The following is a 21995-nucleotide window of genomic DNA, read 5'->3' on the forward strand; positions in this document are numbered from 1 at the left end:
CTTGAATCAGCACGCAGTCCACACCGCAAATCTATTGGGTACAGACCCTAGCCTGAGAGCGTTCAACGCCACGAACATCAGCCCGCAGACGCCCGCGACCGCGAGGCCGACGCTCTCGATCAGGGCCGCGCAGGCCGCGACGGCGGCGGCGGCCGCGATCAGCGCCAGGCGCGAAAGGCGACCGAGATGCGGGAGGCCGCGGACCACGGTGAATTCGGGGCAGAGGTCGCCGGGTCCGTCCGCGGCCTTTCGAACGACGGACGCGCCGGCCCGCCGCATGGCGATCTCGGCGAAAGCGCGCGGGGTCGCGAGCGCGATACGGGGGTCGCGCAGACGGCCACGGCGCGCCGCGGCGAGCCTCGAGACGGCGGGGCCGCGGGCGGCGACGATCAGCCGGCCTCCGCCGTGGACCCCGAGGCCGAGCAGGACGCCGCTCAGCATCGCGGCGCGAAAGCCGTCGGCGTCGATCGCCGGACCTTCGAGATCGCCGGGGCCGGCGGCGTCCACGCCGAGCGCGTGAGCGAGCGTCGCGACCAGGTCCTCCTGTTCGACCGCGCCAGATGCGAGCAGGGCGTCGAAAGGCGCGACGCCCGTCCGTTCCGCCTCAGCGAGCGCCGCATAGAGCGGGCCGGGCGGGACGCTGGCGCGCTCCAGCGCGGCGAATTCCGCCGGCGGCGGCAAGATCGGACGAGCCGAACGCGCGTCAGTTTCGTATGGTCGCGTCCGAGGCCCGGGCGGGGCGTCGTGCGCCCGCCCTTCGCGCATGATTGCGCGATAGGCCTCGACCGTCATGAGGCTGCCCCCGGACCGCCTTCGGTTAATAAGCGGTAAAGTTGTAGGATCACCTGCGGCGAGGAGTCGAGTCGCTTGCAACCCAAAAGCGTCTTCCTGCGGATCGGTCTGGCTTTCGCGCTCGTCCTGCCGCTGCTCGCCGCGGCCGGAGCCCGCGCGCAATCCTCCGGCGACGGGGTCGCGATCCCGCGCTATTCGGACCCCCGCGCGCGCATCGAAAAGCCGGGCCTGCCCCAGAACCGCGTGTTCAAATGGGCGACGGGCGACGACTACCCGCCGTTCCACTACATCGACGCCGAAGGCCAGCCCGCGGGGTTCGCGGTCGATCTCGCCCGCGCGATCTGCGCCGAGCTCAAGATCGCCTGCACGCTGCAGGCGTGGCGCTGGGACGCCCTGCTCGACACGATCGACAACCGCCAGGCCGACGTGATCCTCGCGATGGCGCGGCCGACGCCGGGGCTGAGGGCGCGCTTCGCAATGACCGAGCGGGTGCACCAGACGCCGGCGCGCTTCGTCGCGCGCAGCGACAAGGCCGTGGCGGACGCGACGCCCGAGACGCTGAAGGGCCGGACGGTGGCGGTGGTCCAGGGCTCAGCGCACGAGGCGTTTCTGAAGACCTATTTCCCCGAGGCGACGCTCAAAAGCTTCGAGAAGCCGGACGCGACGCGGGCGGCGGTCAAGAATGGCGAGGCGGACCTTGTCTTCGGAGACGCCGTCTCACTCGCCTTCTGGCTGAACGGCACGGCGTCGGAAGGCTGCTGCCGCTTCGTCGGCGGGCCTTACGCCGACCCGCGCTATTTCGGCGAGGGCGTCGGCGCGATGGTGCGGCCGGACGACGAGAGGCTCAGGCAGGCGATCGACTACGCGCTGCAGCGGCTCGAGCGGAACGGCGTCTACGCCGAGCTCTATCTGAAGCACTTTCCGGTCGGCGTGTGGTGAGCGGCCGTCATTGACGCAGGCGAGGGGCGGTCCTTAGGGTGCCGCCCTTCCGCGACCAGACCGAACGACCCATGGCTTCCGCAGACACAGCCGCGCCCGCTACGGCGCTCGCCGACATCGCCCGCGCCTCGAACGCCTGGCCGTTCGAGGAGGCGAAGAAACTCGTCGCTCGGCTGAAAAAACGGCCCAAAGACGGGCCGGTGCTGTTCGAGACCGGCTATGGGCCTTCGGGCCTGCCGCATATCGGCACGTTCGGAGAGGTCGCGCGCACCACCATGGTGCGGCACGCCTTCCGGGTTCTCACCGAGGACAAGATCCCGACTCGGTTGCTCTGCTTCTCCGACGACATGGACGGCATGCGCAAGGTGCCGGACAACGTGCCGGACCCGGCCGCGCTCGCGCCGTACCTCCAGTTGCCGCTGACCTCGGTGCCGAACCCATTCGGCGGAAACTACGAGAGCTTCGGTCACCACAACAACGCGATGCTGCGGCGGTTTCTCGACACCTTCGGCTTCGACTACGAATTCGCCAGCGCCACCGACTACTACAAGTCCGGCAAGCTCGACGCCGTGCTGCTTCGCGCGGTCGAGAAGTATGACGCCATCATGGCCGTGATGCTGCCGACGCTCGGCGAGGAGCGGCAGGCGACCTATTCACCCTTCCTGCCGATCTCGCCCGTCAGCGGCCGGGTGCTCTACGTGCCCATGAAGGCGGTCGATCCGAAGGCCGGGACCATTACGTTCACGGACGAGGACGGCGAGGACAAGACGCTCCCCGTCACGGGCGGCAGAGTAAAGCTGCAGTGGAAGCCGGACTTCGGCGCGCGTTGGGCGGCGCTCGATGTCGATTTCGAGATGTTCGGCAAGGACCATCAGACGAACGCGCCGATCTACGACAAGATCTGCGAGATCCTGGGCGGCGTCGCGCCGGAGCATTTCGTGTACGAGCTGTTTCTCGACGAGCAGGGCCAGAAGATCTCGAAGTCGAAGGGCAACGGCCTGACGATCGACGAGTGGCTGACCTACGCCAGCCCGGAGAGCCTCGCGCTCTATATGTATCAACGGCCGCGCGAGGCCAAGAAGCTGCATTTCGACGTCATCCCGCGCGCGGTCGACGAGTATTTCCAGTTCCTCGGCGGCTATCCGCGGCAAGAATGGAAGCAGCGGCTCGGCAACCCGGTCTGGCACATCCATTCCGGCGAGCCGCCGGCCGAGACCCCGCCGGTCAACTTCGCGCTGCTGCTCAACCTCGTCTCGGCCTCGAACGCCGAGAACCGCGACGTGCTGTGGGGCTTCATCGGCCGCTACGCGCCGGGCGTCACGCCCGAGACCCATCCCAAGCTCGACGAGCTGGTGGGTTACGCGCTGCGTTATTACGAGGACCATGTGAAGCCCTTCAAGCGCTTCGACGCGCCTGACGAGGTCGAGCGCCAGGCGCTCGCTTCCCTCGACGAGGCGCTCGGGAGCCTGCCGGCCGGCGCCGCGCCGGAAGAGGTCCAGACAGCGCTCTACGACGTCGCCCGCGCCGTGCCGCGCTACCAGGACTTCTCCGCAAAGGGCGCGACGCCCGAGCGGCCGGGCGTCAGCCAGGACTGGTTCTCGACGCTTTACCGCACGCTGATCGGCCAGGAGAAGGGCCCGCGCTTCGGCTCCTTCGTCGCCCTATATGGCGTGCCGGAGACGCGCGCGCTGATCCGGCGGGCGCTTGGCGGCGAACTCGCCGCGCAGCCCGCAAAGGAGGTCGCCTGATGGTGTTCGGCAGGGACAGCGAAAGCGGTTCACCCCGCTACGGCTCGGGCGGGATGAGCCGGATCATTGGCGGCTCGCCGCTCGGCGTGATCGTGCGACTTGCGCTACTCTGCGTGATCGTCGGCCTCGTGCTCGACCAGCTCCATCTCGACGCCTTCGAGCTGTTCCGCTGGGCGATGGACGCGCTCGAGGACCTGATCCGCAACTCGGCGGACGTGCTGAAGCTGATCGGCCGCTACTTCCTGATCGGCGCTATGGTGGTGATCCCGGTCTGGATCGTGCTCAGGGTCCTGCGCGTCGGCTCGGGCCGGCGCTGACCCGTCAGGCGCCCGGTCCTTCGGCCGCGACGGCCTCGACGTCGCGGCCGATCAGCGGCGCAAGCGAGGACACGCCCTCGCGGTCGAGCGCCGCCGCGAGTTCCTTCAGGATGCGCGCGGGCAGCCCCGGCCCCTCGAACACGAGCGCGCTGTAGAGCTCGACCAGCGTCGCGCCGGCGCGGATCTTGGCGAGCGCATCCGCGCCCGACGAGACGCCGCCCACGCCGACCAGCGGCATGGCGCCGTCCAGTCGCCGAAACGTCTCGGCCAGCGCCCAGGTGGAGCGGCGGAACAGCGGCGCGCCCGAGAGGCCTCCGGCTTCCGCCTTCGCCGCGCCTTTCAAAGATGCGGGGCGGGCCAGGGTGGTGTTCGAGACGACGAGTCCATCGAGGCCCCGCGCGCGAGCCACCGCCACGACGTCGTCGATTCCGTGCAGGTCGAGGTCGGGCGCGATCTTGAGCAGCACGGGCCGGCGCGGCAGGCCGCCCGCATGCGCCTCGTCCCGCGCCTCCAGCACGCGGACCACGAGATCGTCGAGCGCGGCCCTGGCCTGCAGGTCGCGCAGGCCCGGCGTGTTGGGCGAGGACACGTTCACGGTGAAGAAGGCCGCATGCGCCGCGAAGCTTCGCACGCCGGCGGCGTAGTCGGCGGCGCGATCGGCCGAGTCCTTGTTCGCCCCGACGTTGACGCCGACGATTCCAGGCCGTCCTGCGCGGTGCGCGAGACGCGCTTGCGTCGCCTCCGCACCCTGATTGTTGAAGCCCATGCGGTTCACCACCGCCCGGTCCTCTTTCAGCCGGAACAGGCGGGGCCGCGGGTTGCCGGGCTGCGGCCGCGGCGTCACGGAGCCGATCTCGACGAAGCCGAAGCCGAGCGCGAGCGTCGCGTCGGGCGCGCGGGCGTCCTTGTCGAAGCCGGCCGCGAGGCCGAGCGGATTGGGAAAGTCGAGCCCGAAGGCTTTGGTCGCCAGACGCTGGTCGGCCTGCGTGGCAGGGCGCGGCGGCAGGCGCGACAGGGCGGCGAGCGTCGCCTGATGCGCGGTCTCGGGATCGAGCGCGTGCAGCGCCGGCCTGATCAGCGGCCAGAGGACGTTCGTCACGCCATCGCCTCCGGGAACGCATGCGCCCCGTCCGCGCCGATCGGCAGCGGCGCCGTCCAGCGCACGGCCGAAAGCGGCAGCGGCCCGTAGAGGTGCGGGAATAGAGCTCCGCCGCGCGACGGTTCCCATTTGAGCGCCGGCCCCAGCGCCGCGGCGTCGACCGCTGCGAGCACCAAGCCCTGCTGTCCAGCGAAGTGGCGGGCCGCCGTCTCGGGAGCCTGGGCGGCGGTCGAGAAGTGGATGAAGCCGTCCTGCCGATCGACCGGCGCGCCCGAGAAGGCGCCCTGTCGTTCAGCCTCCGCCCAGAGCGCGGCGGGCGCGATCTTGTAGATCAGGGCCGGGGTCTGCATGAACGGCGGGGTTCTGCTTGTTTCTGAGGCGCGAGCGGAACGCAGTCCCGATCGACGCGTTGCATCGGAACGGTGCGCGAGCTTTAGGACCGCAGGCCCTGCGGGGCAAGCGGTGGGACACGAGGCACGGCTGGACAAATCGGTCTGAAGGTAGTAATTCCTACTTATAAGATATTGTCCCGCTCGGGTGATGCATCGGGCGGGGGCAGGGAAGGGCGGACTCCGACATGCTCGGCCACGGCCAGATCTGGTCTGCGATCGACGCGCTGGCGGCGAAGAACGGGCTGTCGGCCTCGGGCCTCGCGCGAAAATCCGGGCTCGATCCGACCACCTTCAACAAGTCGAAGCGGATCGCTGGGGACGGGCGGCCGCGCTGGCCGTCGACCGAATCGATCGCCAAGGCGCTCGACGCCACCGGCACCAATCTCGACAGCTTCATGGGACTGCTGACAGGCGGACCGCCCGAAAGCAGGCGTACCGTGCCGCTGATCGGCCTCGCCCAGGCGGGAGAGGGCGGCTATTTCGACGATGGCGGCTTTCCGACCGGACAGGGCTGGGACGAGATCGCGTTTCCGGGGGTGGAACACGATCACGCCTACGCTCTGGAGATCTCGGGCGACTCGATGTCGCCGACCTTCCGGGACGGCGACGTCGTGGTGGTCGCGCCCGGCGCGCCGGTGCGGCGCGGCGACCGCGTCGTGGTCAGGACATCGGGCGGCGAGGTGATGGCCAAGGAGCTCTCGCGGCGCACCGCCAGGCAAGTCGAGCTCCGGTCGATCAATCCGGAGCATCCGGACCGGGTGTTCCCGGCCTCCGAGGTCGCCTGGATCGCCAGGATCGTCTGGGCGAGCCAGTAGACCCGGATTCGAGTCACTCGTCCGGAAGCGCGATGGTCCCGGCGGCCCCGTCCTCCGTGCCGAAGGCGAGGCGCGCGCCCGTTCGGTCCCACCCGAGCGCCGTCACCGCGCCCCCGGGGCCGGGCTTGCGCGCGAGGATTTCGGCGCCGTCGGAAATGCGGACGATGAGGATGCAGCCGTCCTCATAGGCGAGCGCGACGACCCCGGCGCGCGGGTGGGAGGCGACGCGCGAGACCTTGGCGGGGCGAATGCCGAGCTCCTTCGGAGCCTTGCCCATTGGCCCGTCCTTGGCCTGGAACGGCCAGAGGATCGCGGCGTCGGCGCCGGCCGTCGCGAGCCATTTGCCGTCCGAGGTCCAGTCCATCGACCGCACCTTCCCCGGATAGCCGGACATGCGCATATGCGCGCCGTCCGCGACCCGCCAACCATGCAGCGCGTTCTCCTGCATGGTCGTGACCACGAAGCGGCCGTCCGGCGCGAAGGTGACGTCGAGATGGCTGCCCTTCCAGGCGAGCTCCTTCGCGGGGCCTGCGACGCGCGGGAACCAGAGCGACACGCCGCCATAGCGCGCGACCGCGAGCTGGTAGCCCTTCGGCGCGAAAGCCAGCCCGCGGACCGAGGAGGGCGCCTCGAAGGAGCGGAGGTCGCCCTTGCCGTCGCGCGCGAAGACGCGCTTGCCCGCCGACCACGCCACGGCCCCGTCCGGCCCGAGCGCGACCGCATCGATCCAGCCGGGCGCGTCGCCGACGGGCTCCGGCGTGTCGCCGGCGGCGAAGAGCAGCACCTTGCCGTCGTCGCCGCCGGTGACGAGCGTGCGGCCGTCGCAGACCGCCGACATCACGGCGCCCTCATGGGCGGGCACGCGGAGCTCGCCGCCCTCGTCGAGGAACAGCACCGCCCCGTCGCCGAGCGCGAAGACCGCCGCGTTTCCGAGAAACGAGGCCGCGACCACATAGGCGCCGGCCTCGACGGGCGTCAGCCGATCGGCGAGGGAGGGGTAGCCGGACTCTGTGGAGAGGGACATGGGATGGCTCGACATCGACGTCCCGGCCTTGAGCCGGGACCCATTGGGCTCAATCTGATCAGAACGCCCCAGCGTAAGACGCCTCATCCGGACTGCGTCGCGCCGGATGGGTCCCGGCTCAAGGCCGGGACATCGGCGCGCGTCACGCCGCGCAGGCCTCGAAACCCTGGCGGAGCTTCGCCTCGTCGAGGTCCTTGCCGATGAAGACGAGCTTCGAGCGGCGCTTCTCCTCCGCCTTCCACTCGCGCTGAAGGTCGCCGTCGAGGATCATGTGGACGCCCTGCAGCACGAAGCGGCGAGGCTCGTCCTTGAACGCCAGGATGCCCTTCCAGCGCAGGAAGTTCTGACCCTCGGTCTGCGCCAGGTCGTTGACCCAGGGCATGAATTTGTGCGGGTCGACGTCGCCCGGAATCTCGAGCGCGACCGATTTCATGTGCTCGTCGTGATAGTGCTTCAGCCCGCCATGCGAATGCTCGCCATGGCCGTGGTCGTGATGCGCGTGGCCATGGTCTTCATGCGCGTGGTCGTGCCCGCAGCCGCAATCCGGGCCGTGCTCGTGATCGTCGTGGTGGTCGTGGCCATGCCCGTGATGGTGATGGCCGTGACCGTGGTCATGGTCGTGATGATGGTGGTCGTCGGCCTCCAGGAAGGCCGGCTCGAGCGCCAGGATGCGGTCGAGGTCGAACGCGCCCTTGTCGAGCACCGCGTCGAGCGGGACCGCGCATTTCTCGGTGCGGATGATCCGCGCATAGGGGTTCAGGCCCCGGATGCGGGCCTCGACCTCCTCGAGCTCCTCGCCGCTCACGAGGTCCGTCTTGTTGAGCAGGATGACGTCCGCGAAGGCGATCTGGCTCTTGGCCTCGGGCGCGTCCTTCAGGCGTTCGGTCAGCCATTTGGCGTCCGCGACCGTGACGACGGCGTCGAGCCTTGCCTTCCGGCCGACCTCCTCGTCGATGAAGAACGTCTGGGCGACCGGCGCAGGGTCGGCGAGGCCGGTGGTCTCGACGATGATCGCGTCGAACTTGCCCTTGCGGCGCATCAGCCCTTCGAGGATGCGGATGAGGTCTCCGCGCACCGTGCAGCACACGCAGCCATTGTTCATCTCGAACACTTCCTCGTCGGCCCCGACCACCAGGTCGTTGTCGATGCCGATCTCGCCGAACTCGTTGACGATGACGGCGTATTTCTTGCCGTGCTGCTCCGACAGGATGCGGTTCAGCAGCGTCGTCTTGCCGGCGCCGAGATAGCCGGTCAGCACGGTGACGGGCGTCTTGTCGGACAGGGCTTCAGAAAGCGACATGGGGCCTCCGGGGAGCGGTCGGCGCGGCGCGCTGAGGCGCCGTGGGATCAGGGCGGGTCGCGCCTGATATAGCGACGCGGCGGGAAGGCGTCATCCCGCGGGGCGGAACAGATGTTCAACGGCATGATCGACCTGTCGCACCACAACATCGTCCACGACTGGGCTTCGGTGCGGCGGGCCGGGATCGTCGCGGTCGTGCACAAGGCGACCGAGGGCGCGACCTTCCGGGACCCGGCCTATGCGACCCGCCGGATCGAGGCGAAGGCCGCGGGGCTGCTCTGGGGCTCCTATCATTTTTCGAGCGGCGTCGACGTCGAGGCGCAGGTCGCGAACTATCTCGCTTATGCCGACCCGGGCGCCGACGACCTGGTCTGTCTCGACTGGGAGGAGAGCACGGCCGGCGCCGACCTGTCGCTCGCGCAGGCCGAGGCGTTCGTGGCGCTGGTCGAGGCGCGGCTCGGGAGGCTCCCCGTGATCTATGGCGGACGGCTTTTGCGCGAGCGGATGGCGGACGTCGCACAGTCGCCGCTCGCGAAATGTGCGCTCTGGTACGCCCGCTTCGCCGACGAGCCGCGCGGCGTTCCCGCGCTCTGGCGGCGCTGGACCTTCTGGCAGTACACGGACGGACGCTCGGGGCCGGAGCCGCGCGAGGTCGAGGGGCTCGGACCCGTGGACCGCGACCTGTTCAACGGCGACGAAGCGCAGTTTCGGGCGCGCTGGCCGTTCTGAGCGCGGGACGTCGCCGGACCGGGTCCGAAATGGAAAGGCCCGCCGACATGCGGCGGGGCCTCGTAATCGGAAGGGGCGCAGAAGCGATCAGGCCGGGCTCGTCGCGCCCGACCGTTCCGTCACTCCGGGTCGCCGATATGGCGCTGGGCGTAGAGCTGCTCGCCGAGACTGGCGACCAGATCGAGCTGCGTCTCGAGGAAGTCGATATGGCCCTCCTCGTCGGACATCAGCTCCTCGAACAGGATCTTGGACGGGAGGTCGCCGATCTCCTGGCAGTACAGCGCCGCCTCGCGGTAGAGCGCGCGGGCGTCGACCTCGGCCGCGAGGTCGCATTCCAGCACTTCCTTGACGCTCTGTCCGATCCGGAGCGGATCGAGCACCTGCATGTTGGGGAAGCCTTCGAGGAAGATGATGCGGGTGACGAACCGGTCGGCGTGGTTCATCTCTTCGATCGATTCCTTGCGCCACTGTGCGGCGAGCTTCTTGTAGCCCCAGTCGTCCAGCATCCGGTAATGGATCCAGTACTGGTTCACCGCGGTCATCTCGGAGCGGAGCCCGCGGTTCAGATATTCGATGACCTTCGCGTCGCCCTTCATGGCGCCCCTCCTGCGGCCCAGCCGCCGATCTATGACTCTAGAACACTTCTAAACTAGGCGCCGGGCGGGCGCAAGTGAAGGTGTGATCTTGAAGAAGGGGGTGCGAAAGGAAAGCTGCGAGCGACGCGAACCGTCGCTCAGCCGGCCCGCCGACGCTCGATGGTGGCGACCTCGATGACGTCGCCGATCACGTCCAGCACCTGGCCGACGCCGTGGGTGACGGCCGGGCATGCGGCGGGGCAGGCCCCGCAGCTTCCGCCGGTCGTGTCCTCGAGCCCGCGGATGTTGGACAGCATCGCCTTGATGGTCCGAGCGCAGCGGCCGCATTGCGGGCTGCAGCCGAGGCAGCGATAGACCTGCCCCGGGGTGCGCGGATTCGCGTCGGCGTCGCCGATGGCGGCGCCGATCTGCTTGTCACTCAACACGTTGCAGGAACAGACGATCATGCGGACGTCCGTGCGAACCAGCGTCAGTTGTTCGGAAAGGTAGTTTTGAAAAGGTCTAAACTACTGTTTCCATTGCCATATTCATATTGTGGGTCGGCCCGCCGAGTCAATGTCGCGGCGCCTTACGCATCGGTAATGCGGAAAGTCCCGCCTCAGCCGGCGAGCACGCGTGACGAGGGAAAAGTGACTTCGGCGAGCGTGCCGAGGCCGATCTCGCTCTGCAGCGCGAGGCTCGCCTCGTTGGCCTCGGCCAGCGCCCGCGTCAGCGGCAGGCCGAGCGCCGCGCCGGCGTCGTTGTCGGCGGTCGCGAGCGAGCGAAACGGCTCGAGCGCGCGGGCGAGCTCCTGCTTCGACATGCCGAAGCCTGCGTCCCGCACGCGGATCACCGCCTGGCCGACATCGGTCAGCGCGGTCGCGAGGATCACCTGGCCGCCCGGGCGGCTGAGCCGAACCGCGTTCGAGGCGAGGTTGGTCATGATCTGCCTGACCGAGCGCCGGTCGGCCAGCACCGGCGGCAGGCCGCGCGCGAGCGAGGTGCGGATGATCACGTGGTCGCGGTTGGCCTGTGGCTGCAGCAGCGCGACGGCCTGCGCCGCGATCTCGTTGAGGTCGACGGGCGACAGGTCGAGCTTCAGCCCGCCCGACTCGACGCGGGTGATGTCCAGCAGGTCGTTGACCAGCCCGACGAGGTGGCTGCCCGAGACGTGGATGTCGCGCAGGTAGTCCTTGTAGCGAGGGCTCCCCACCGGCCCGAAGCGCTCCTCCATCATGACTTCGGCGAAGCCGATGATGGCGTTGAGCGGCGTGCGGATCTCGTGGCTGATCTTGGCCAGGAACTCCGACTTCTGGGCGTTGGCGCGCTCCGCCTGCCGGCGGGCGGCCAGAAGGTCCTCCTCGGCCTTCTTCCAGGGCGTGATGTCGCGCAGCACCGCGCAGAACCGCGCGTCGCCGGCGTCCCCAAGGCGGCCGATCGTCAGATGGAGCGGGACCGCGCCGCCCTGTCGCGCGAGGCCCAGCACCTCGCGGCCATCATGTCCCATGGACGATCCGCCGTCCGCGCGGACCTGGTCGAGATATTCGAAGGCGACGCGCCGGCTCTCCGGCGCGAGCGAAAGCGTGAACAATCCGCCGATCGGGTCGCGGCCCTCGAAGCCGAACAGTCTTTCGGCCCCCCGATTGACGGACAGGATGCGGCCCGCGCCGTCGAGCGTCAGCACGCCGTCGGCCGCGATGTCGAGGATCGCCGCGGCCTCCCGTTCGCGGGCTAGCGCCGACTGGGCGGCGGCGATCGCGCCCTCGGCCCGCTTCAGCGAGACCAGCGTGGCCGGCCCGCCGTCCCACAAGACGGTCGAAAGCCGGGCTTCGACCTCGACCTCCACCCCGTCGCTCGCGATCACGCGCAGCGTCGAGGGCGCGGCGTCGTCGCGCGGCGGCGGGGCCGCGAACAGTTCCTCGGCGCCGCGCGCGCGAAGGCTTGCGAGGTCCGGGTGGCCGAGCGTGTCAAGCGCCGCGCGGTTGGCGTGCGCGACGACGCCTGCGCGCAGCACCAGCGCGCCGACCGGCAGCCGGTCGAGCAGCCGAAGCAGGTCGTCGACGCGCGACGCCGTGGGCGCCCGCCCGTCGACGTCGTCGAGCGTCCAGTTCCCATCGCCCGCGGGCGTCGGGGCGATCGCCGCGGTCTCCGGGGATTCCGTCGGCGAAGGCGCCATGGTCGGGAAGCTGATCGGATCAGTCACCCGCGCCCCGAGCCCCCGGAGGCGCCGCGCGATCTCGTCGAAGGCGCTCTCCTCGCTGGTCGTCAGGGCCGCGAGCGGGAGCGTGGCGTCGCGAAGGGGCACGACGTTTCCGCCATAGGGCGGGGCGGCGGGCGGCGCGGCGAAGAACGGCGGCTCCTCGGCGGCCGGAGGCTGGTCCGCGCGGTCCGCTGGGACGGGCGCGGAGGCCGGCTCCTCGACCGCCGGCTCTTCCGGCGCGTCGTCCTGGCGGTCGCCGGTCTCGCTGTCGACGGTCGCCGAAAGATCCTCCGCGGCGCTGTCGGCCGCGACCGGCTGGGTCGGCTCTGGTTCGGCGGGAACAGCCTCAACGGGCGCCGGGAGAGGCGCGGCGGTCGCGCGGCCAAGACCCCTGAAGCCCACGAAGGTCCGGCCGCGGTCGAACATCGGGAGCGCCGTGAGCACTATCGGCAGGCGCCGGCCGTCGGCCGTCGGCCAGGAGATCTGGATCTCGCCCCACGCGCCGCGCCGCTCGATGGCGGCGCAGACTGCGTCCGCCGGATCGAGGCCGAGGGCGTCCGCGGTCTCGCTCCAGGGCCGGCCGACGGCGGCCTCGGCCGAAGCACCCACGGCGCGCGCGAGGTCAGGCGACAGCAGGGTCACGCGTCCGTCGCCGTCGATTTCGAAGACGAAGCGCAGGTCCTCGGCGGGTCTGTCTTCAGCGGGGGCGGACGTCTCTTCGCCGGGAGGCTGTTCGGCCGGCCGGGCGATGGGCTCAAGCGCGGCCTCCGCCTCGCCCGGAAGGTTGGGGGGCGCGCCTTCTTCCGCCGCGATGCCGCGCGCCGGCGCCGCGGCGTCATCCTCCGCTTCGGAAGCCGCAGCGACCTCATCTTCGGAAGCCCCGGGCTCTTCGTCGATCGGAGCGCGCGCGAACTCCGCCTCCTCGGCCTGCGCCTCGAGCGGCGTCAGCCCCTCGAGCGCCACAAGCGCCGCCGCGCCGTGGACCGCCATTGGCAGGGCCCTGAAGATGAGGGGCGCGAGCCGCCCCGAGGCTCCGATCCGCAGCCTGACGAGCCCCTCGGAGCCGGTCGCCGCCATCCCGGCCAGCATCTGCCTCGCCGAGAATTCGAGCTCGCCCGCGGCGATCAGCCGACGCGCGGCCGGCCCCGCCCAGACGATCTCGCCGGCGTCGTCGACGACGAAAACCGGACGGCCGCCGCGCTCCGGCGCAGCGAGCGCAGGGTCGGTGGCCAAGGCGTCGAAGACGTCGTCGGGACCCATCGGGGCTCTGCTGGCTGCGGACAAGTCGTTGCGTTAATGAAACCTTAAATACTGGGCGCTCGACGCGCAGTCCATCGTGCGCCGGACGCCGTCCCCCGCGATCGTGGACGAGGGTTAACCGGCGCCCCCTCCGGCCAGCCTCGTCATGCGCCGCACTCAAAGGCGCGCTGGCGCGCGCGGGGGCGCGCTGTTAACCAGAAAAGGCGGCGATACGCCGCGACGCTCGGCCGCGGCCGCGCCCGGCGAGCCCACAGGCGGAGGACGGTGCCATGGCGAATCCCGGCGACGCGCACGGCGGATATCAGATCCCGAACGAGATGCGCGATTTCGCGGACAAGAGCGTCGAGCAGGCCCGCAAGGCGTTCGACGGCTTCCTGGACGCCGCCTACAAGGCGTCCAACGCTTTTGAAAACCAGACGAATTCGGCCCAGGACAACATGCGGACCGTCGCCGGCGCCGCGGTCTCCTTCGCCGAACAGAACATGACGGCGAGCTTCGCCTACGCCCAGAAACTGGTGCGCGCCAAGACCGTCGAGGAGGTGATTGCGATCCAGACCGAGTTCGCCAAGGCGCAGGTCGAGGCCCTGACCAAACAGATGAACGAGCTCGGCGCCGTCGCCGGTCGCAGGGTTGACACGAAGCGGTGATTTAAACCGCCCGTCGGGGGTTGATCGCACTGCATCGCACCATTATGTTGCAGTGCACACAAGAACAGGACGGTGGTCGATCGGTCCGTATGGGACGGTCAGGTCGCCGTGAAGCAGACGGATTGCGGCCCGGCGGCACGCGCCTGATCTGCCAATCCCCCGACCGCCGTAGACATCTGAGAGGAATGGTTATGGCCGTTACCAAGAGCGCCACGCAGAAGTCCGACGAAATGGTCGCGGACGCTTTCTCCGCCGCGGACAAGGCGGCGACCGAGGCGCCCGCTCCGGTCCGTGAGATCGCCGAGAAGTCCGTGCAGCAGGCCAAGGAAGACTATGCGCGCTGGAAGTCGGCCGCCGAGGAGGCGTCCGACGCCTTCGAGGACGCCTACGCCACCGCGTCCAAGGGCTACAAGGAGTTCGGCCGCAAGTCGGTCGAGGCCACACGCTCCAATGTCAACGCGCATTTCGACTTCCTGCAGGCCCTGATCGGCGCGAAGTCGGTGAGCCAGGCGATCGAGCTCCAGACCTCCTATGCGCGTCAGCAGTTCGACGTCATCGGCGGTCAGGTGAAGGAGCTTTCGACGCTGGCCCAGAAGGCCGCGGCCGAGGGCGCGAAACCGTTCCAGGACCTCGCCTCGAAGACCACGCGCTTCGCGCAGCAGTAATCGTCGCACGGCGGTCCATCCGCCGCGTCGAGACTGAAACGACGCCCGATCCGCAAAAATGCGGGTCGGGCGTTTTCATGATCGGAGACGGCCGAGCGGTCTTGCCGCGGAAATCCGTTTCACCTAGGGTCCGCCCCGCCCGCGAGGGCGCCCCCGCGAGCCGCCATAGCTCAGTTGGTTAGAGCGCCAGATTGTGGATCTGGAGGTCCCCCGTTCAAGCCGGGGTGGCGGTACCAACAACTTCTTGGACCTTCCGGCCCTCCCTAGGCGATCCGTGGGAATGCCGTGGGAAGGTCACGTTTCCACGCCGTTCTTGTCCCGAAACGCGACCCTGAGCCGGGCCACCTCGGACGTCTTGGCGAGCGACCCGCGCGAGTAGCGCGCCGTCGTCGCGATGTTCGAATGACCGGCCTGGTGACGGGCTGTCTCGAGGTCCGCGCCGGCGTCGGTGGTCTCCGTCAGGCCGCCCGCACGGCTGTCCATCTGCCAGACATCGGCCGGAACTCCGGCCGCGGTCGCGACGGTCCGCCAGACCTCGGAGAACTTGCGCGGCTTGTAGGGCAAGCCGGTGTGCTCGTTCACGACGATCGGTCCGACACGGCGATCGGCGGCGACTCTCTCGATCTCCGCGGACACGAGCGGGAACAGGGACAGATCGAAGGCGAGCACCTTCCGCCCGTTCGATTTCGATGTCGGCTTCCGGAGGACGCCGCGCTCGTCGATGTGCGACCAGAGCAGGCCCCAGTCCCATCGGCGGCCGTTGTCCACGATCCCGCCGGCAGCCGACTGGGCGTCGGATGTCCATTCCCCGATGATGTCCTTCTGCCGCAGCGTCAGGTCGAAGGCGAATGCCTGCGCGAGGGCGATGCTCGGACGTCCGAGCTCATGAGCCTTGGCGATGATCGCTCTGGCGTGTGCGAGGGTCAGGACGCTGTCGCGGGCCGCCGGGCCGGCGAAGCGCATGTTGGACAGGATTGTCGCCAGGTCCGCGCAGCCGCGGTGCTTCAGCTCGACGCCGAACGAAACGCACCGTCGGAATGTGGCGATGGCCGATTGCGCCCGCCGCACGCGTCGCTGACCTACGGGGTTCCCGTCCGCGTCCTTCTTCGGTTCGGCGAAGCGGTTGTACCAGCGCCGGATGTCGGGGCCGGTCAGGCTCGAGACCCGGACCTGGCCAACGTTCTCCTCGAGCAGCCTGCAATAGCCTGCGTAGAACTCGCGCGTGTCGTGACGCTTCTCGCGGAAGGGGCTGTCCGGGTGAGCCTGGAAGATGCGGACCAGGGAGCGGACCGTCCCGTCGTAGCGGGTCGGGTCCTGCGGCTCCCCGTCTAGCCACTCCAACATCTCGGCCTGAAGCCGGCGGCAGCGGTCCACGATCTCGTCGTCGCTAAGGCCCGTGAGGCGGACGTTCTTGACGTCGTAGCCGGCCTTGATGGCGTCGCGGCTGGCGCGCCAGTAGGGGACTGCGCCGTCTTTCGTCTTCCTCCAGTCGAGCCCAGGCGCCTTCAGCGTCATCGCCACGTCTCCAACGCCTCGGCCGACGCCTCGCCAGCCTCCGGAACGAGAGTAGGCGACAGGCCGGCGCGCCTGTCCAGAAAGGCCTTCACCGCGGGCCAGTAGCGCCGGTCGCCGGCGAGGCGTTCAGGCTTCGGGAGGCCCTTCCGCTCGAAGGCGGCGGACATGATCTTCCATTGCTCGAGGGCGTTCGGCGCCCGGCCGAAGACGCGGGCCGCGATCTCTCCGTCGGTTAGGTAGAGCGCGTCCGCTGTCCTCGGCATCACGCGCTCCGGAACATCTCGGTCATGCGGCGCCCCGAGGATCGCCACCACCATGATCCCGTTCCCAATCCCTGATGAAGCGGTCTGCCTCGGCCTCGGTGGGAAAGCGGCCCATCAAGCAGATGCTGTCCTCACTGTCGGCCCACCAATCCACGACCCAATCGCCCGGCTCGCCTTGGAAGTCGGCGTCGCGCCATTTCACCAGATCGCCGCGAGAACTGGCGATACCGGCGGCATAGGCCTGCGCGCGCCGAAGCTGGACATTCGGGACCGACGCTAGCCGGACAACTTTCGTTTTACGCGAGGGAAAGGCGACCACGTCACCCATGCGCCGCCTCCTGCATCTCGGTGACGATGCGCCTGACTTGGCAAACGGCCTTGCGGGCCGAATGGCCGTGGGCATGGGGTGAGCCGGCGATTGGGAAGCGGCGACGCCGCTCCCCGACCTTGATCGTGACGACAGGGTGCTTGCCGCCCCGCATCAGCCGGTAGGCCACGCCGAGGCGGATGAGTTCCGCCTCGACTGCCGGCCAGACGCCCCGGGTGCGGAGCATCGAGGCCAATCGGCTCACGAGACCGCCTCCTCGCCGAGGAAGTAGCCGAGCGCCGCATGAGCGAGGCTGATAGACAGGTCGCACTCTCCGCCCTGGCTGAGCCTGACGGAGAGCCTCGTCGCGAGCTCCGCTTCCTGCAAACTGCAGGCGTTCAGTCCTTCGGTTTGGACCAAGCGCCTCAGTTCGTCCTCCGTCGAGTCGATATCTGTCGTGTCCGCGTCATCGTTTGGTGTTGCGTTGAAGGCCCTGCTCGCCGCCTCAAACGCGAGGACGGCCGGTCCGAGCTCTCCGCCATTTTCGGACGGCGCGGCGCCGCGCAGGATCGGCGAAATGGACGCAAGGGCCTTCAGAATGGCCAGTGCGAAGTCGCCTTCGTCGATGCGCTGCGCGAAGCGGGGCGTGCTGTAGTAATCGAGAAGCGCCGCCAGGCCGGAGAGCGTCTTCGGCGACGTCGCCAGCAGGTCCTCCCAGCACTTCCATTCGCGGTCGTCAGCGGCCTTCAGCTTGGCGTCCGAGTCCGGGACTTTCCCGTAGAGCGCATCCCACGCCCTGAACGCTTCGGCGTGCGCCTCCAGTGCGCGGAAGACCGGGTCGGACAATTTTGCGCCGACGATCGTCTCCAGCCCACGCAAGGCGCCCTTCGCCACGCCGCCGAAGCAGTCATCCAACCACGCATCGTCGCCATTGATGCCGAACGCCAACCCCGTCATGACGCCCTGCATGGTCGTCGCGGCCGGCGCATTCGCCTGTTCTGCGTGGATGGGATGGTAGATCGCGTTTGCCGCCGCATCGCCCTCGGCAGCTTCGGCCAGTCGATAGGCTTCGGCCGATCGGGCAAGGAGGTCCAGGAGCGGATCCTTCCTGGGGCCTCCGATCCAGAACACCTCGTCGTTGCGCGGACCGGTCGGCCCTTCGCGCTCGAGGAACCGGGCGACGGCGTTAAGCACCGAACTCGTCGTTTCGCCTGGCTCGTTGTCCTTGAGATCCCAGAGCACGAAGCGGATCGCTTCCGCGGCGCCGTGCATAGTCGTCGGGGTCATCGTGTTTGCTCGGATCTGGTCGAGCAGAGGTTTGCGGACCTCGTCGAAGTGGCGATCGGCCTCCTCGTCGGTGAGATGGTTGAGATCGCGCGTCATCTCGTAGCGGTACGCGGTGAGCAGGTCGCGCAGCGGATCGGGGATGTCGTCGATCGCGCCGACCGCCCAGAGGACGAGGGCGGCCCGCGTCAGTGGGTGAGGGCGCTCGTTCCACGTCTTGTCGCCCCAGCGCCTGGTGGCGAAGTGGAAGCGGCCCCAACGCGTATTGGCTGGAATGACCTCGTAATCCTTCGGCGGATTGAAGTCGGGCCACAGTTCACTCGTCGCGCAGCGCCGCTCGCAATCCAGCCACTCGATGTAGCTGGACAGGAGCTGCGAACGGATACCGGGTCCATGAAGATCCAGGGGGTCTGGCGTCAGCGAGAACGACTTGGCGATGGCGTCGGCCGGGTCGCCATCATTGTGCTGCTGCGGCTCGGCGCTCTTCACCGCACGCTCGATCAGCTGGGCGGCGGTGGGACTTTTCGCCTTGGCGCGGGCGGCCTTGCGGGGATGGGCGTCGTCGGCGACGCGGGCTGCGGATGAAGCGGGCATGGGAGCTCCTCTGGGGGGTCGGGCAGAGGAATATAGCCATAAAGGCTATGTATCCGTCAAGGAGAATAGCCAACATAGCTATATCTCGGACCCGTGCGGCAAGATCGTCAAGTCTCAGCCACGCCGCCGGGGGGTAGGCAAGACGACGATTGCGGGCATAAAGGACCGCCGCGCCTCTAGTTAGCGCGAGGAATCCGACGCCTGCGACGTCGCGCACTCAAACGTCGAAGTCGGTTTGACGTCTCGACCGACGAGCCTATTGCCGAGAGCTTCTGGATCAAGGCCTCGGTCCGCTCGACCCACGTCACGTGTCGGCCAAGTATATGGACGCTATCTCAGCGAGTTCGCGTTCTGGTCGACCATCGTCAGATGAAAAACGCGATGTTCGATCTTCCAATCGGGCTGTTTGATCAGCCGCTCTAACGCCTGGATTGACGTCGGCCTCATTCGCTAGGCCGAAGCCTGCGGCTTCAGCCTGGGTGATAAACTCAGCCAAGCGATTTGTAGCTAGAGCCTCTGATAAACTGATCATTGCCGGAACCTCTTTTTGAAGAGGATGCCGCGCTTTCAGGCTTGGCAAACGTCGACGCTTCAGTGCCTAGTATGAGGCTTGGACACTCAAACGGCACGTCGACGCTCACATGGCTAAGATTGAGAAGGTTTCTGACGAACGTCAGCTAAGCTTTGATATTGAATCCTTGATGAAGAAGTCGATACGACTTCTTACGGCGGATGAAATATACGAAAAGATTGCAAGTCTCAGTATCGTCGACGTCAAAGAAGATCGTCGTGTTGAGAGAAAACCTGCGGGCATTTCGGCTCGATCTCTAGGCGAATACTTTTCGATCTTCGCAAACACATCCCCAGATGGAGGCGTCCTTCTCATTGGCGTTGAGGACGACGGATTAATCAGCGGGTGCGCGAAGTCCGATCAAAAGCACCTCAACGAACTCGAAAGGGCTGGCGACACGTTCTGTCCGGACGCTCGATACGAGTGCAAAACCGTGCGCCTGAATAACTCCTCTGGCAACGAGGACAGTATTTTAGCTGTGCGAATCTACTATCGACCGGATCGCGTCGTAGAGACAACAGACGGCCATGCCTGGATACGACGCGGGGAGTCGAAGAAGAAGCTTACTGACGAAGAAAAACATGATCTGAGAAACATCAAAGGCCAACTGGACCTAGAACGGGAGCCGGTTGCCCTTTCCTATCCCGAAGATTTTAAAGCGTCATTAATCGCACAGTTTGTCGCCAACGTTCGTGCGGCACGAAATCTTCCTGAAACACTGCAAACAGACGAAATTCTAGAACTCCGCCGCCTAGGAAAGATCGTCAACGGCTTTTTCAAACCAAACCTTGCTTGCGCCCTATTGTTTGCCAAAGACCCAGAGCTAGTCGTTCCGGGCTGTCGCATTCGTTTCTTTCGGTTTGATGGAACCGTCGAGAAAACTGGTGAACATTACAATGCAATCAAAAGCGAATGGATAGAGGGAACCGTTCCAGAAATTATACTAAACTGTGAGCGAATTGTTGACGGACAAGTTCGCGAGTTTAGTAAGCTGGGCAAGGACAATCACTTCTATTCAACTCCTGAGTACCCCAAAGCGGCATGGTACGAGGCAGTTGTAAACGCGTGTGTGCACCGGTCGTATGCCCTTAAGAACATGAACATCTTTGTAAAAATGTTCGATGATCGTTTGGTGATCGAAAGTCCTGGAGGATTTCCACCCTATGTAACGCCCGATAATATCTATGATATGCACCAGCCCAGAAACCCGCATCTTATGGATGCCATGTTTTATCTCAAGTTTGTGCTTTGTGCTCACGAGGGCACTCGCCGTATACGAGATTACATGCAGAGTTCCGGGCTACCCGCCCCCGTGTTCCAGCAAAAAGACATAGGTGGAGCGCTCGTACAGGTAATTCTTAAGAATGATGTCGAGCACAGAAAGCTTTTTGTCGATACAGACGCATTCACCATTCTTGGAGAGACGCTTAGTAAGCAACTATCCGAAATGGAAAGACGGATCGTGAATTTTATTGCAGAGAATCGGACAATAAACGTGACGCAGACAAGCAACCTTACCAACCGCAGATGGCAATATTGCAAGAAAATACTTACGTCTTTGGTCGACAGAGGTGTTCTCGATTACGTCCATAATTCAAACGTCGAGCGCGATTCCTTTCAGTACTACGTTCTAAAAAAGAAATTTAGCGACAAAATAAAGCCACCAAGCACCTCAGCAGATTCCTAGGGTGATAATCCGCATACCTGTCTGAAGGGGATGGTCCGCTTTATTTTATTACCCGACAGTCTCGTCGATTTTGTCCCAGGGCATCATAAAGCGCAACTCACTAGCGACATGGAGTTCGTGCAAGATCAAATCTCTAATGGGTTTTCCGACGGCTGGTCGAATTGTAAATAGACCGCTACGCGAACCGCCGTTTAAAAACCCCACGTAACCGTAGCGGTTTCCGTCGCTTTCTTTTACCACAGCCATACAAAGCTTTTTTAGATAATGCTCCGCCTCGGATTCATCAACAGTTACAAATCGTATTATGTCGCCGTGATTGCAGAACGGTGCCAGGGCATCTTCTGACACCATGAGCCAAAAACTAACGAAGTCGTCGGACTTCGGCGTGAATGACTTAATATGACGGTCATCACCGCTTTCAATGTCAACTTCTCCGCCTTCTTCAATGAAGCCCCAAAAGTTGATCTCTTCAATAGATCGCCCTTTAGAAATGAGGTCCTCTGGCTTAACGGAAAGGGCGCTAGCTAATCGATCAATCCAAGAGGATGTTAGCTGCATTACCCCCCTTTCTAATTTGGAAATTGTAATCCAGTGAGAGCCCACTGCGTCCGCAAGGGCCTGTTGAGAGAGGCGCTTCGATTTTCTGATTTCCGCTATTCGGTTTTGCATCTGTCTGATCCGCTGACATAGCCAGATACGCTTATTGGTAGGGTCAGCGATATGTCCAAATCGGCTATGCTGAGCTTGACGTCTGATAGCCGATGCGGCTATATCATCGGCTATGACACCTTTGGATTGGCGGAAAAGCCAGCACTTAACCCAGCGCCAGATAGCGCTGCGCGTCGGCGTCTGCGGTCGCAATCCGGCGCGGACTTGGCAACGTTGGGAGTCGGGCACAACCCTACCTCCGCTCCACGTGATTATTCGGATGGAGACGCTTAGCGGCGGGCGCGTGACAGTTTCAGATTGGCCGTCTCTGGAAAAGGCACGGGGACTTAAATTGTGCCGACCCGATGGCGGTGAAGCTTGCGCTCAAGGGGTCGGGCGGTGACCTCGCGCCAGCCGTCCGACGATCCTGTCCAGCATCACCGGGTCGAGCCCGTCGCGTTCGAAAAGGGCGTGGTCGGCCATGCGGTTCAAATCGCCAACGATCTCATTCCTGACGATGGGTCGGCCGGCGAAGCCCGCGAGCGCGAGCCTAGTGACGACGACCTCCAGCGTCGCGATCGCCCGGGCGAGCTCGCGGACATTGCGTTCGACATCGACCGTCAC

At 66.4% G+C, this 21995-nt stretch carries 23 protein-coding genes and 1 tRNA gene; 9 read left to right on the top strand and 15 right to left on the bottom strand.

The features are described 5' to 3' along the window. Nucleotides 1–6: 6 nt before the first annotated feature. The gene (locus EK403_RS21120) at nucleotides 7–681 is read right to left on the bottom strand and encodes a hypothetical protein (protein ID WP_128779436.1); all 675 of its coding nucleotides are present in this window, start codon (nucleotides 679–681) and stop codon (nucleotides 7–9) included. Between the two features lie 186 nt (nucleotides 682–867). Here EK403_RS21120 and EK403_RS21125 point away from each other — a divergent pair, with 186 nt between their 5' ends. From EK403_RS21125 to EK403_RS21135, 3 genes are all read left to right on the top strand, one after another. Further along, a complete protein-coding gene (locus tag EK403_RS21125; protein WP_128779437.1) occupies nucleotides 868–1731 on the top strand; it encodes a transporter substrate-binding domain-containing protein in 864 nt (287 codons plus the stop codon). Between the two features lie 71 nt (nucleotides 1732–1802). After that, nucleotides 1803–3479, top strand: coding sequence for a lysine--tRNA ligase (locus EK403_RS21130; RefSeq protein WP_128779438.1), 1677 nt, complete (start codon nucleotides 1803–1805; stop codon nucleotides 3477–3479). Continuing rightward, a complete protein-coding gene (locus EK403_RS21135; RefSeq protein ID WP_128779439.1) occupies nucleotides 3479–3796 on the top strand; it encodes a DUF6460 domain-containing protein in 318 nt (105 codons plus the stop codon). Before EK403_RS21130 ends, EK403_RS21135 begins: the two co-directional genes overlap by 1 nt. A 4-nt stretch (nucleotides 3797–3800) precedes the next feature. On the opposite strand, the gene EK403_RS21140 is transcribed toward EK403_RS21135, so the two are convergent. After that, nucleotides 3801–4895, bottom strand: a complete 1095-nt coding sequence (locus tag EK403_RS21140; protein WP_128779440.1) for a quinone-dependent dihydroorotate dehydrogenase — start codon at nucleotides 4893–4895, stop codon at nucleotides 3801–3803. After that, nucleotides 4892–5245, bottom strand: coding sequence for a DUF952 domain-containing protein (locus EK403_RS21145; protein WP_128779441.1), 354 nt, complete (start codon nucleotides 5243–5245; stop codon nucleotides 4892–4894). The genes EK403_RS21140 and EK403_RS21145 overlap by 4 nt, the downstream gene beginning before the upstream one ends. Nucleotides 5246–5472: 227 nt before the next feature. On the opposite strand from EK403_RS21145, the gene EK403_RS21150 reads away from it, so the two are divergent. Then, complete coding sequence (locus EK403_RS21150; protein ID WP_128779442.1) at nucleotides 5473–6102, top strand: S24 family peptidase; 630 nt, start codon at nucleotides 5473–5475, stop codon at nucleotides 6100–6102. A 13-nt stretch (nucleotides 6103–6115) separates the two neighbouring features. Here the strand turns inward: EK403_RS21150 and EK403_RS21155 are convergent, their stop codons facing one another. Together EK403_RS21155 and EK403_RS21160 are read right to left on the bottom strand one after the other, a co-directional pair. Continuing rightward, a complete protein-coding gene (locus tag EK403_RS21155) occupies nucleotides 6116–7126 on the bottom strand; it encodes a WD40 repeat domain-containing protein (protein WP_128779443.1) in 1011 nt (336 codons plus the stop codon). A gap of 142 nt (nucleotides 7127–7268) precedes the next feature. Further along, entirely contained in the window at nucleotides 7269–8426 is a 1158-nt protein-coding gene (locus tag EK403_RS21160; RefSeq protein ID WP_128779444.1) for a CobW family GTP-binding protein, read from the bottom strand. Between the two features lie 111 nt (nucleotides 8427–8537). On the opposite strand from EK403_RS21160, the gene EK403_RS21165 reads away from it, so the two are divergent. Then, nucleotides 8538–9155, top strand: coding sequence for a glycoside hydrolase family 25 protein (locus tag EK403_RS21165; protein ID WP_128779445.1), 618 nt, complete (start codon nucleotides 8538–8540; stop codon nucleotides 9153–9155). 119 nt (nucleotides 9156–9274) lie between these two features. On the opposite strand, the gene bfr is transcribed toward EK403_RS21165, so the two are convergent. From bfr to EK403_RS21180, 3 genes are all read right to left on the bottom strand, one after another. Continuing rightward, nucleotides 9275–9751, bottom strand: a complete 477-nt coding sequence (bfr, locus tag EK403_RS21170) for a bacterioferritin (protein WP_128779446.1) — start codon at nucleotides 9749–9751, stop codon at nucleotides 9275–9277. Between the two features lie 137 nt (nucleotides 9752–9888). Beyond that, nucleotides 9889–10197: a (2Fe-2S)-binding protein gene (locus EK403_RS21175; protein WP_128779447.1), complete on the bottom strand. Its 309-nt coding sequence runs from the start codon at nucleotides 10195–10197 to the stop codon at nucleotides 9889–9891. Between the two features lie 152 nt (nucleotides 10198–10349). Then, the gene (locus EK403_RS21180) at nucleotides 10350–13190 is read right to left on the bottom strand and encodes a PAS domain-containing protein (protein WP_128779448.1); all 2841 of its coding nucleotides are present in this window, start codon (nucleotides 13188–13190) and stop codon (nucleotides 10350–10352) included. Between the two features lie 269 nt (nucleotides 13191–13459). On the opposite strand from EK403_RS21180, the gene EK403_RS21185 reads away from it, so the two are divergent. The 3 genes from EK403_RS21185 (at nucleotide 13460) to EK403_RS21195 (ending at nucleotide 14738) form a co-directional block, all read left to right on the top strand. Beyond that, nucleotides 13460–13837 (top strand): phasin family protein, encoded by a 378-nt coding sequence (locus tag EK403_RS21185; protein WP_128779449.1) that lies wholly within the window; start codon nucleotides 13460–13462, stop codon nucleotides 13835–13837. A 191-nt stretch (nucleotides 13838–14028) separates the two neighbouring features. Then, a complete protein-coding gene (locus EK403_RS21190; RefSeq protein WP_245479839.1) occupies nucleotides 14029–14502 on the top strand; it encodes a phasin in 474 nt (157 codons plus the stop codon). Between the two features lie 159 nt (nucleotides 14503–14661). Then, nucleotides 14662–14738, top strand: a tRNA-His gene (locus EK403_RS21195). 58 nt (nucleotides 14739–14796) lie between these two features. Here EK403_RS21195 and EK403_RS21200 read toward each other — a convergent pair. Genes EK403_RS21200 through EK403_RS21220 form a run of 5 tightly spaced genes read right to left on the bottom strand, consistent with a single transcriptional unit; the run spans nucleotide 14797 to nucleotide 18465 of the window. After that, nucleotides 14797–16017 carry a site-specific integrase gene (locus EK403_RS21200; RefSeq protein ID WP_128779451.1) on the bottom strand — a complete coding sequence of 407 codons (1221 nt, stop codon included), beginning with the start codon at nucleotides 16015–16017 and terminating at the stop codon, nucleotides 14797–14799. Then, a complete protein-coding gene (locus EK403_RS21205; RefSeq protein ID WP_128779452.1) occupies nucleotides 16014–16280 on the bottom strand; it encodes a hypothetical protein in 267 nt (88 codons plus the stop codon). Before EK403_RS21205 ends, EK403_RS21200 begins: the two co-directional genes overlap by 4 nt. A gap of 22 nt (nucleotides 16281–16302) precedes the next feature. Beyond that, nucleotides 16303–16608: a hypothetical protein gene (locus EK403_RS21210; RefSeq protein ID WP_128779453.1), complete on the bottom strand. Its 306-nt coding sequence runs from the start codon at nucleotides 16606–16608 to the stop codon at nucleotides 16303–16305. Beyond that, complete coding sequence (locus EK403_RS21215; RefSeq protein ID WP_128779454.1) at nucleotides 16601–16852, bottom strand: hypothetical protein; 252 nt, start codon at nucleotides 16850–16852, stop codon at nucleotides 16601–16603. Before EK403_RS21215 ends, EK403_RS21210 begins: the two co-directional genes overlap by 8 nt. Beyond that, complete coding sequence (locus EK403_RS21220) at nucleotides 16849–18465, bottom strand: hypothetical protein (RefSeq protein WP_128779455.1); 1617 nt, start codon at nucleotides 18463–18465, stop codon at nucleotides 16849–16851. Before EK403_RS21220 ends, EK403_RS21215 begins: the two co-directional genes overlap by 4 nt. Before the next feature lie 641 nt (nucleotides 18466–19106). On the opposite strand from EK403_RS21220, the gene EK403_RS21225 reads away from it, so the two are divergent. Next, nucleotides 19107–20723, top strand: a complete 1617-nt coding sequence (locus EK403_RS21225; protein ID WP_128779456.1) for an RNA/DNA-binding domain-containing protein — start codon at nucleotides 19107–19109, stop codon at nucleotides 20721–20723. A gap of 48 nt (nucleotides 20724–20771) precedes the next feature. On the opposite strand, the gene EK403_RS21230 is transcribed toward EK403_RS21225, so the two are convergent. Beyond that, on the bottom strand, nucleotides 20772–21620 hold the full coding sequence (locus tag EK403_RS21230; RefSeq protein WP_128779457.1) for a helix-turn-helix domain-containing protein: 849 nt from the start codon (nucleotides 21618–21620) through the stop codon (nucleotides 20772–20774). A 135-nt stretch (nucleotides 21621–21755) separates the two neighbouring features. Next, nucleotides 21756–21995 (bottom strand): hypothetical protein, encoded by a 240-nt coding sequence (locus tag EK403_RS21235; RefSeq protein WP_128779458.1) that lies wholly within the window; start codon nucleotides 21993–21995, stop codon nucleotides 21756–21758.

Source organism: Hansschlegelia zhihuaiae, assembly GCF_004103825.1.
Taxonomy (GTDB): domain Bacteria; phylum Pseudomonadota; class Alphaproteobacteria; order Rhizobiales; family Methylopilaceae; genus Methylopila; species Methylopila zhihuaiae.

Coding starts and splice junctions, on each gene's coding strand:
- EK403_RS21130 (WP_128779438.1), top strand. CDS start 1,803: ATGGCTTCCGCAGACACAGCCGCGCCCGCTACGGCGCTCGCCGACATC.
- EK403_RS21135 (WP_128779439.1), top strand. CDS start 3,479: ATGGTGTTCGGCAGGGACAGCGAAAGCGGTTCACCCCGCTACGGCTCG.
- EK403_RS21145 (WP_128779441.1), bottom strand. CDS start 5,245: ATGCAGACCCCGGCCCTGATCTACAAGATCGCGCCCGCCGCGCTCTGG.
- EK403_RS21150 (WP_128779442.1), top strand. CDS start 5,473: ATGCTCGGCCACGGCCAGATCTGGTCTGCGATCGACGCGCTGGCGGCG.
- EK403_RS21155 (WP_128779443.1), bottom strand. CDS start 7,126: ATGTCCCTCTCCACAGAGTCCGGCTACCCCTCCCTCGCCGATCGGCTG.
- EK403_RS21160 (WP_128779444.1), bottom strand. CDS start 8,426: ATGTCGCTTTCTGAAGCCCTGTCCGACAAGACGCCCGTCACCGTGCTG.
- EK403_RS21165 (WP_128779445.1), top strand. CDS start 8,538: ATGTTCAACGGCATGATCGACCTGTCGCACCACAACATCGTCCACGAC.
- bfr (WP_128779446.1), bottom strand. CDS start 9,751: ATGAAGGGCGACGCGAAGGTCATCGAATATCTGAACCGCGGGCTCCGC.
- EK403_RS21175 (WP_128779447.1), bottom strand. CDS start 10,197: ATGATCGTCTGTTCCTGCAACGTGTTGAGTGACAAGCAGATCGGCGCC.
- EK403_RS21180 (WP_128779448.1), bottom strand. CDS start 13,190: ATGGGTCCCGACGACGTCTTCGACGCCTTGGCCACCGACCCTGCGCTC.
- EK403_RS21185 (WP_128779449.1), top strand. CDS start 13,460: ATGGCGAATCCCGGCGACGCGCACGGCGGATATCAGATCCCGAACGAG.
- EK403_RS21190 (WP_245479839.1), top strand. CDS start 14,029: ATGGCCGTTACCAAGAGCGCCACGCAGAAGTCCGACGAAATGGTCGCG.
- EK403_RS21200 (WP_128779451.1), bottom strand. CDS start 16,017: ATGACGCTGAAGGCGCCTGGGCTCGACTGGAGGAAGACGAAAGACGGC.
- EK403_RS21205 (WP_128779452.1), bottom strand. CDS start 16,280: ATGCCGAGGACAGCGGACGCGCTCTACCTAACCGACGGAGAGATCGCG.
- EK403_RS21210 (WP_128779453.1), bottom strand. CDS start 16,608: ATGGGTGACGTGGTCGCCTTTCCCTCGCGTAAAACGAAAGTTGTCCGG.
- EK403_RS21220 (WP_128779455.1), bottom strand. CDS start 18,465: ATGCCCGCTTCATCCGCAGCCCGCGTCGCCGACGACGCCCATCCCCGC.
- EK403_RS21225 (WP_128779456.1), top strand. CDS start 19,107: ATGGCTAAGATTGAGAAGGTTTCTGACGAACGTCAGCTAAGCTTTGAT.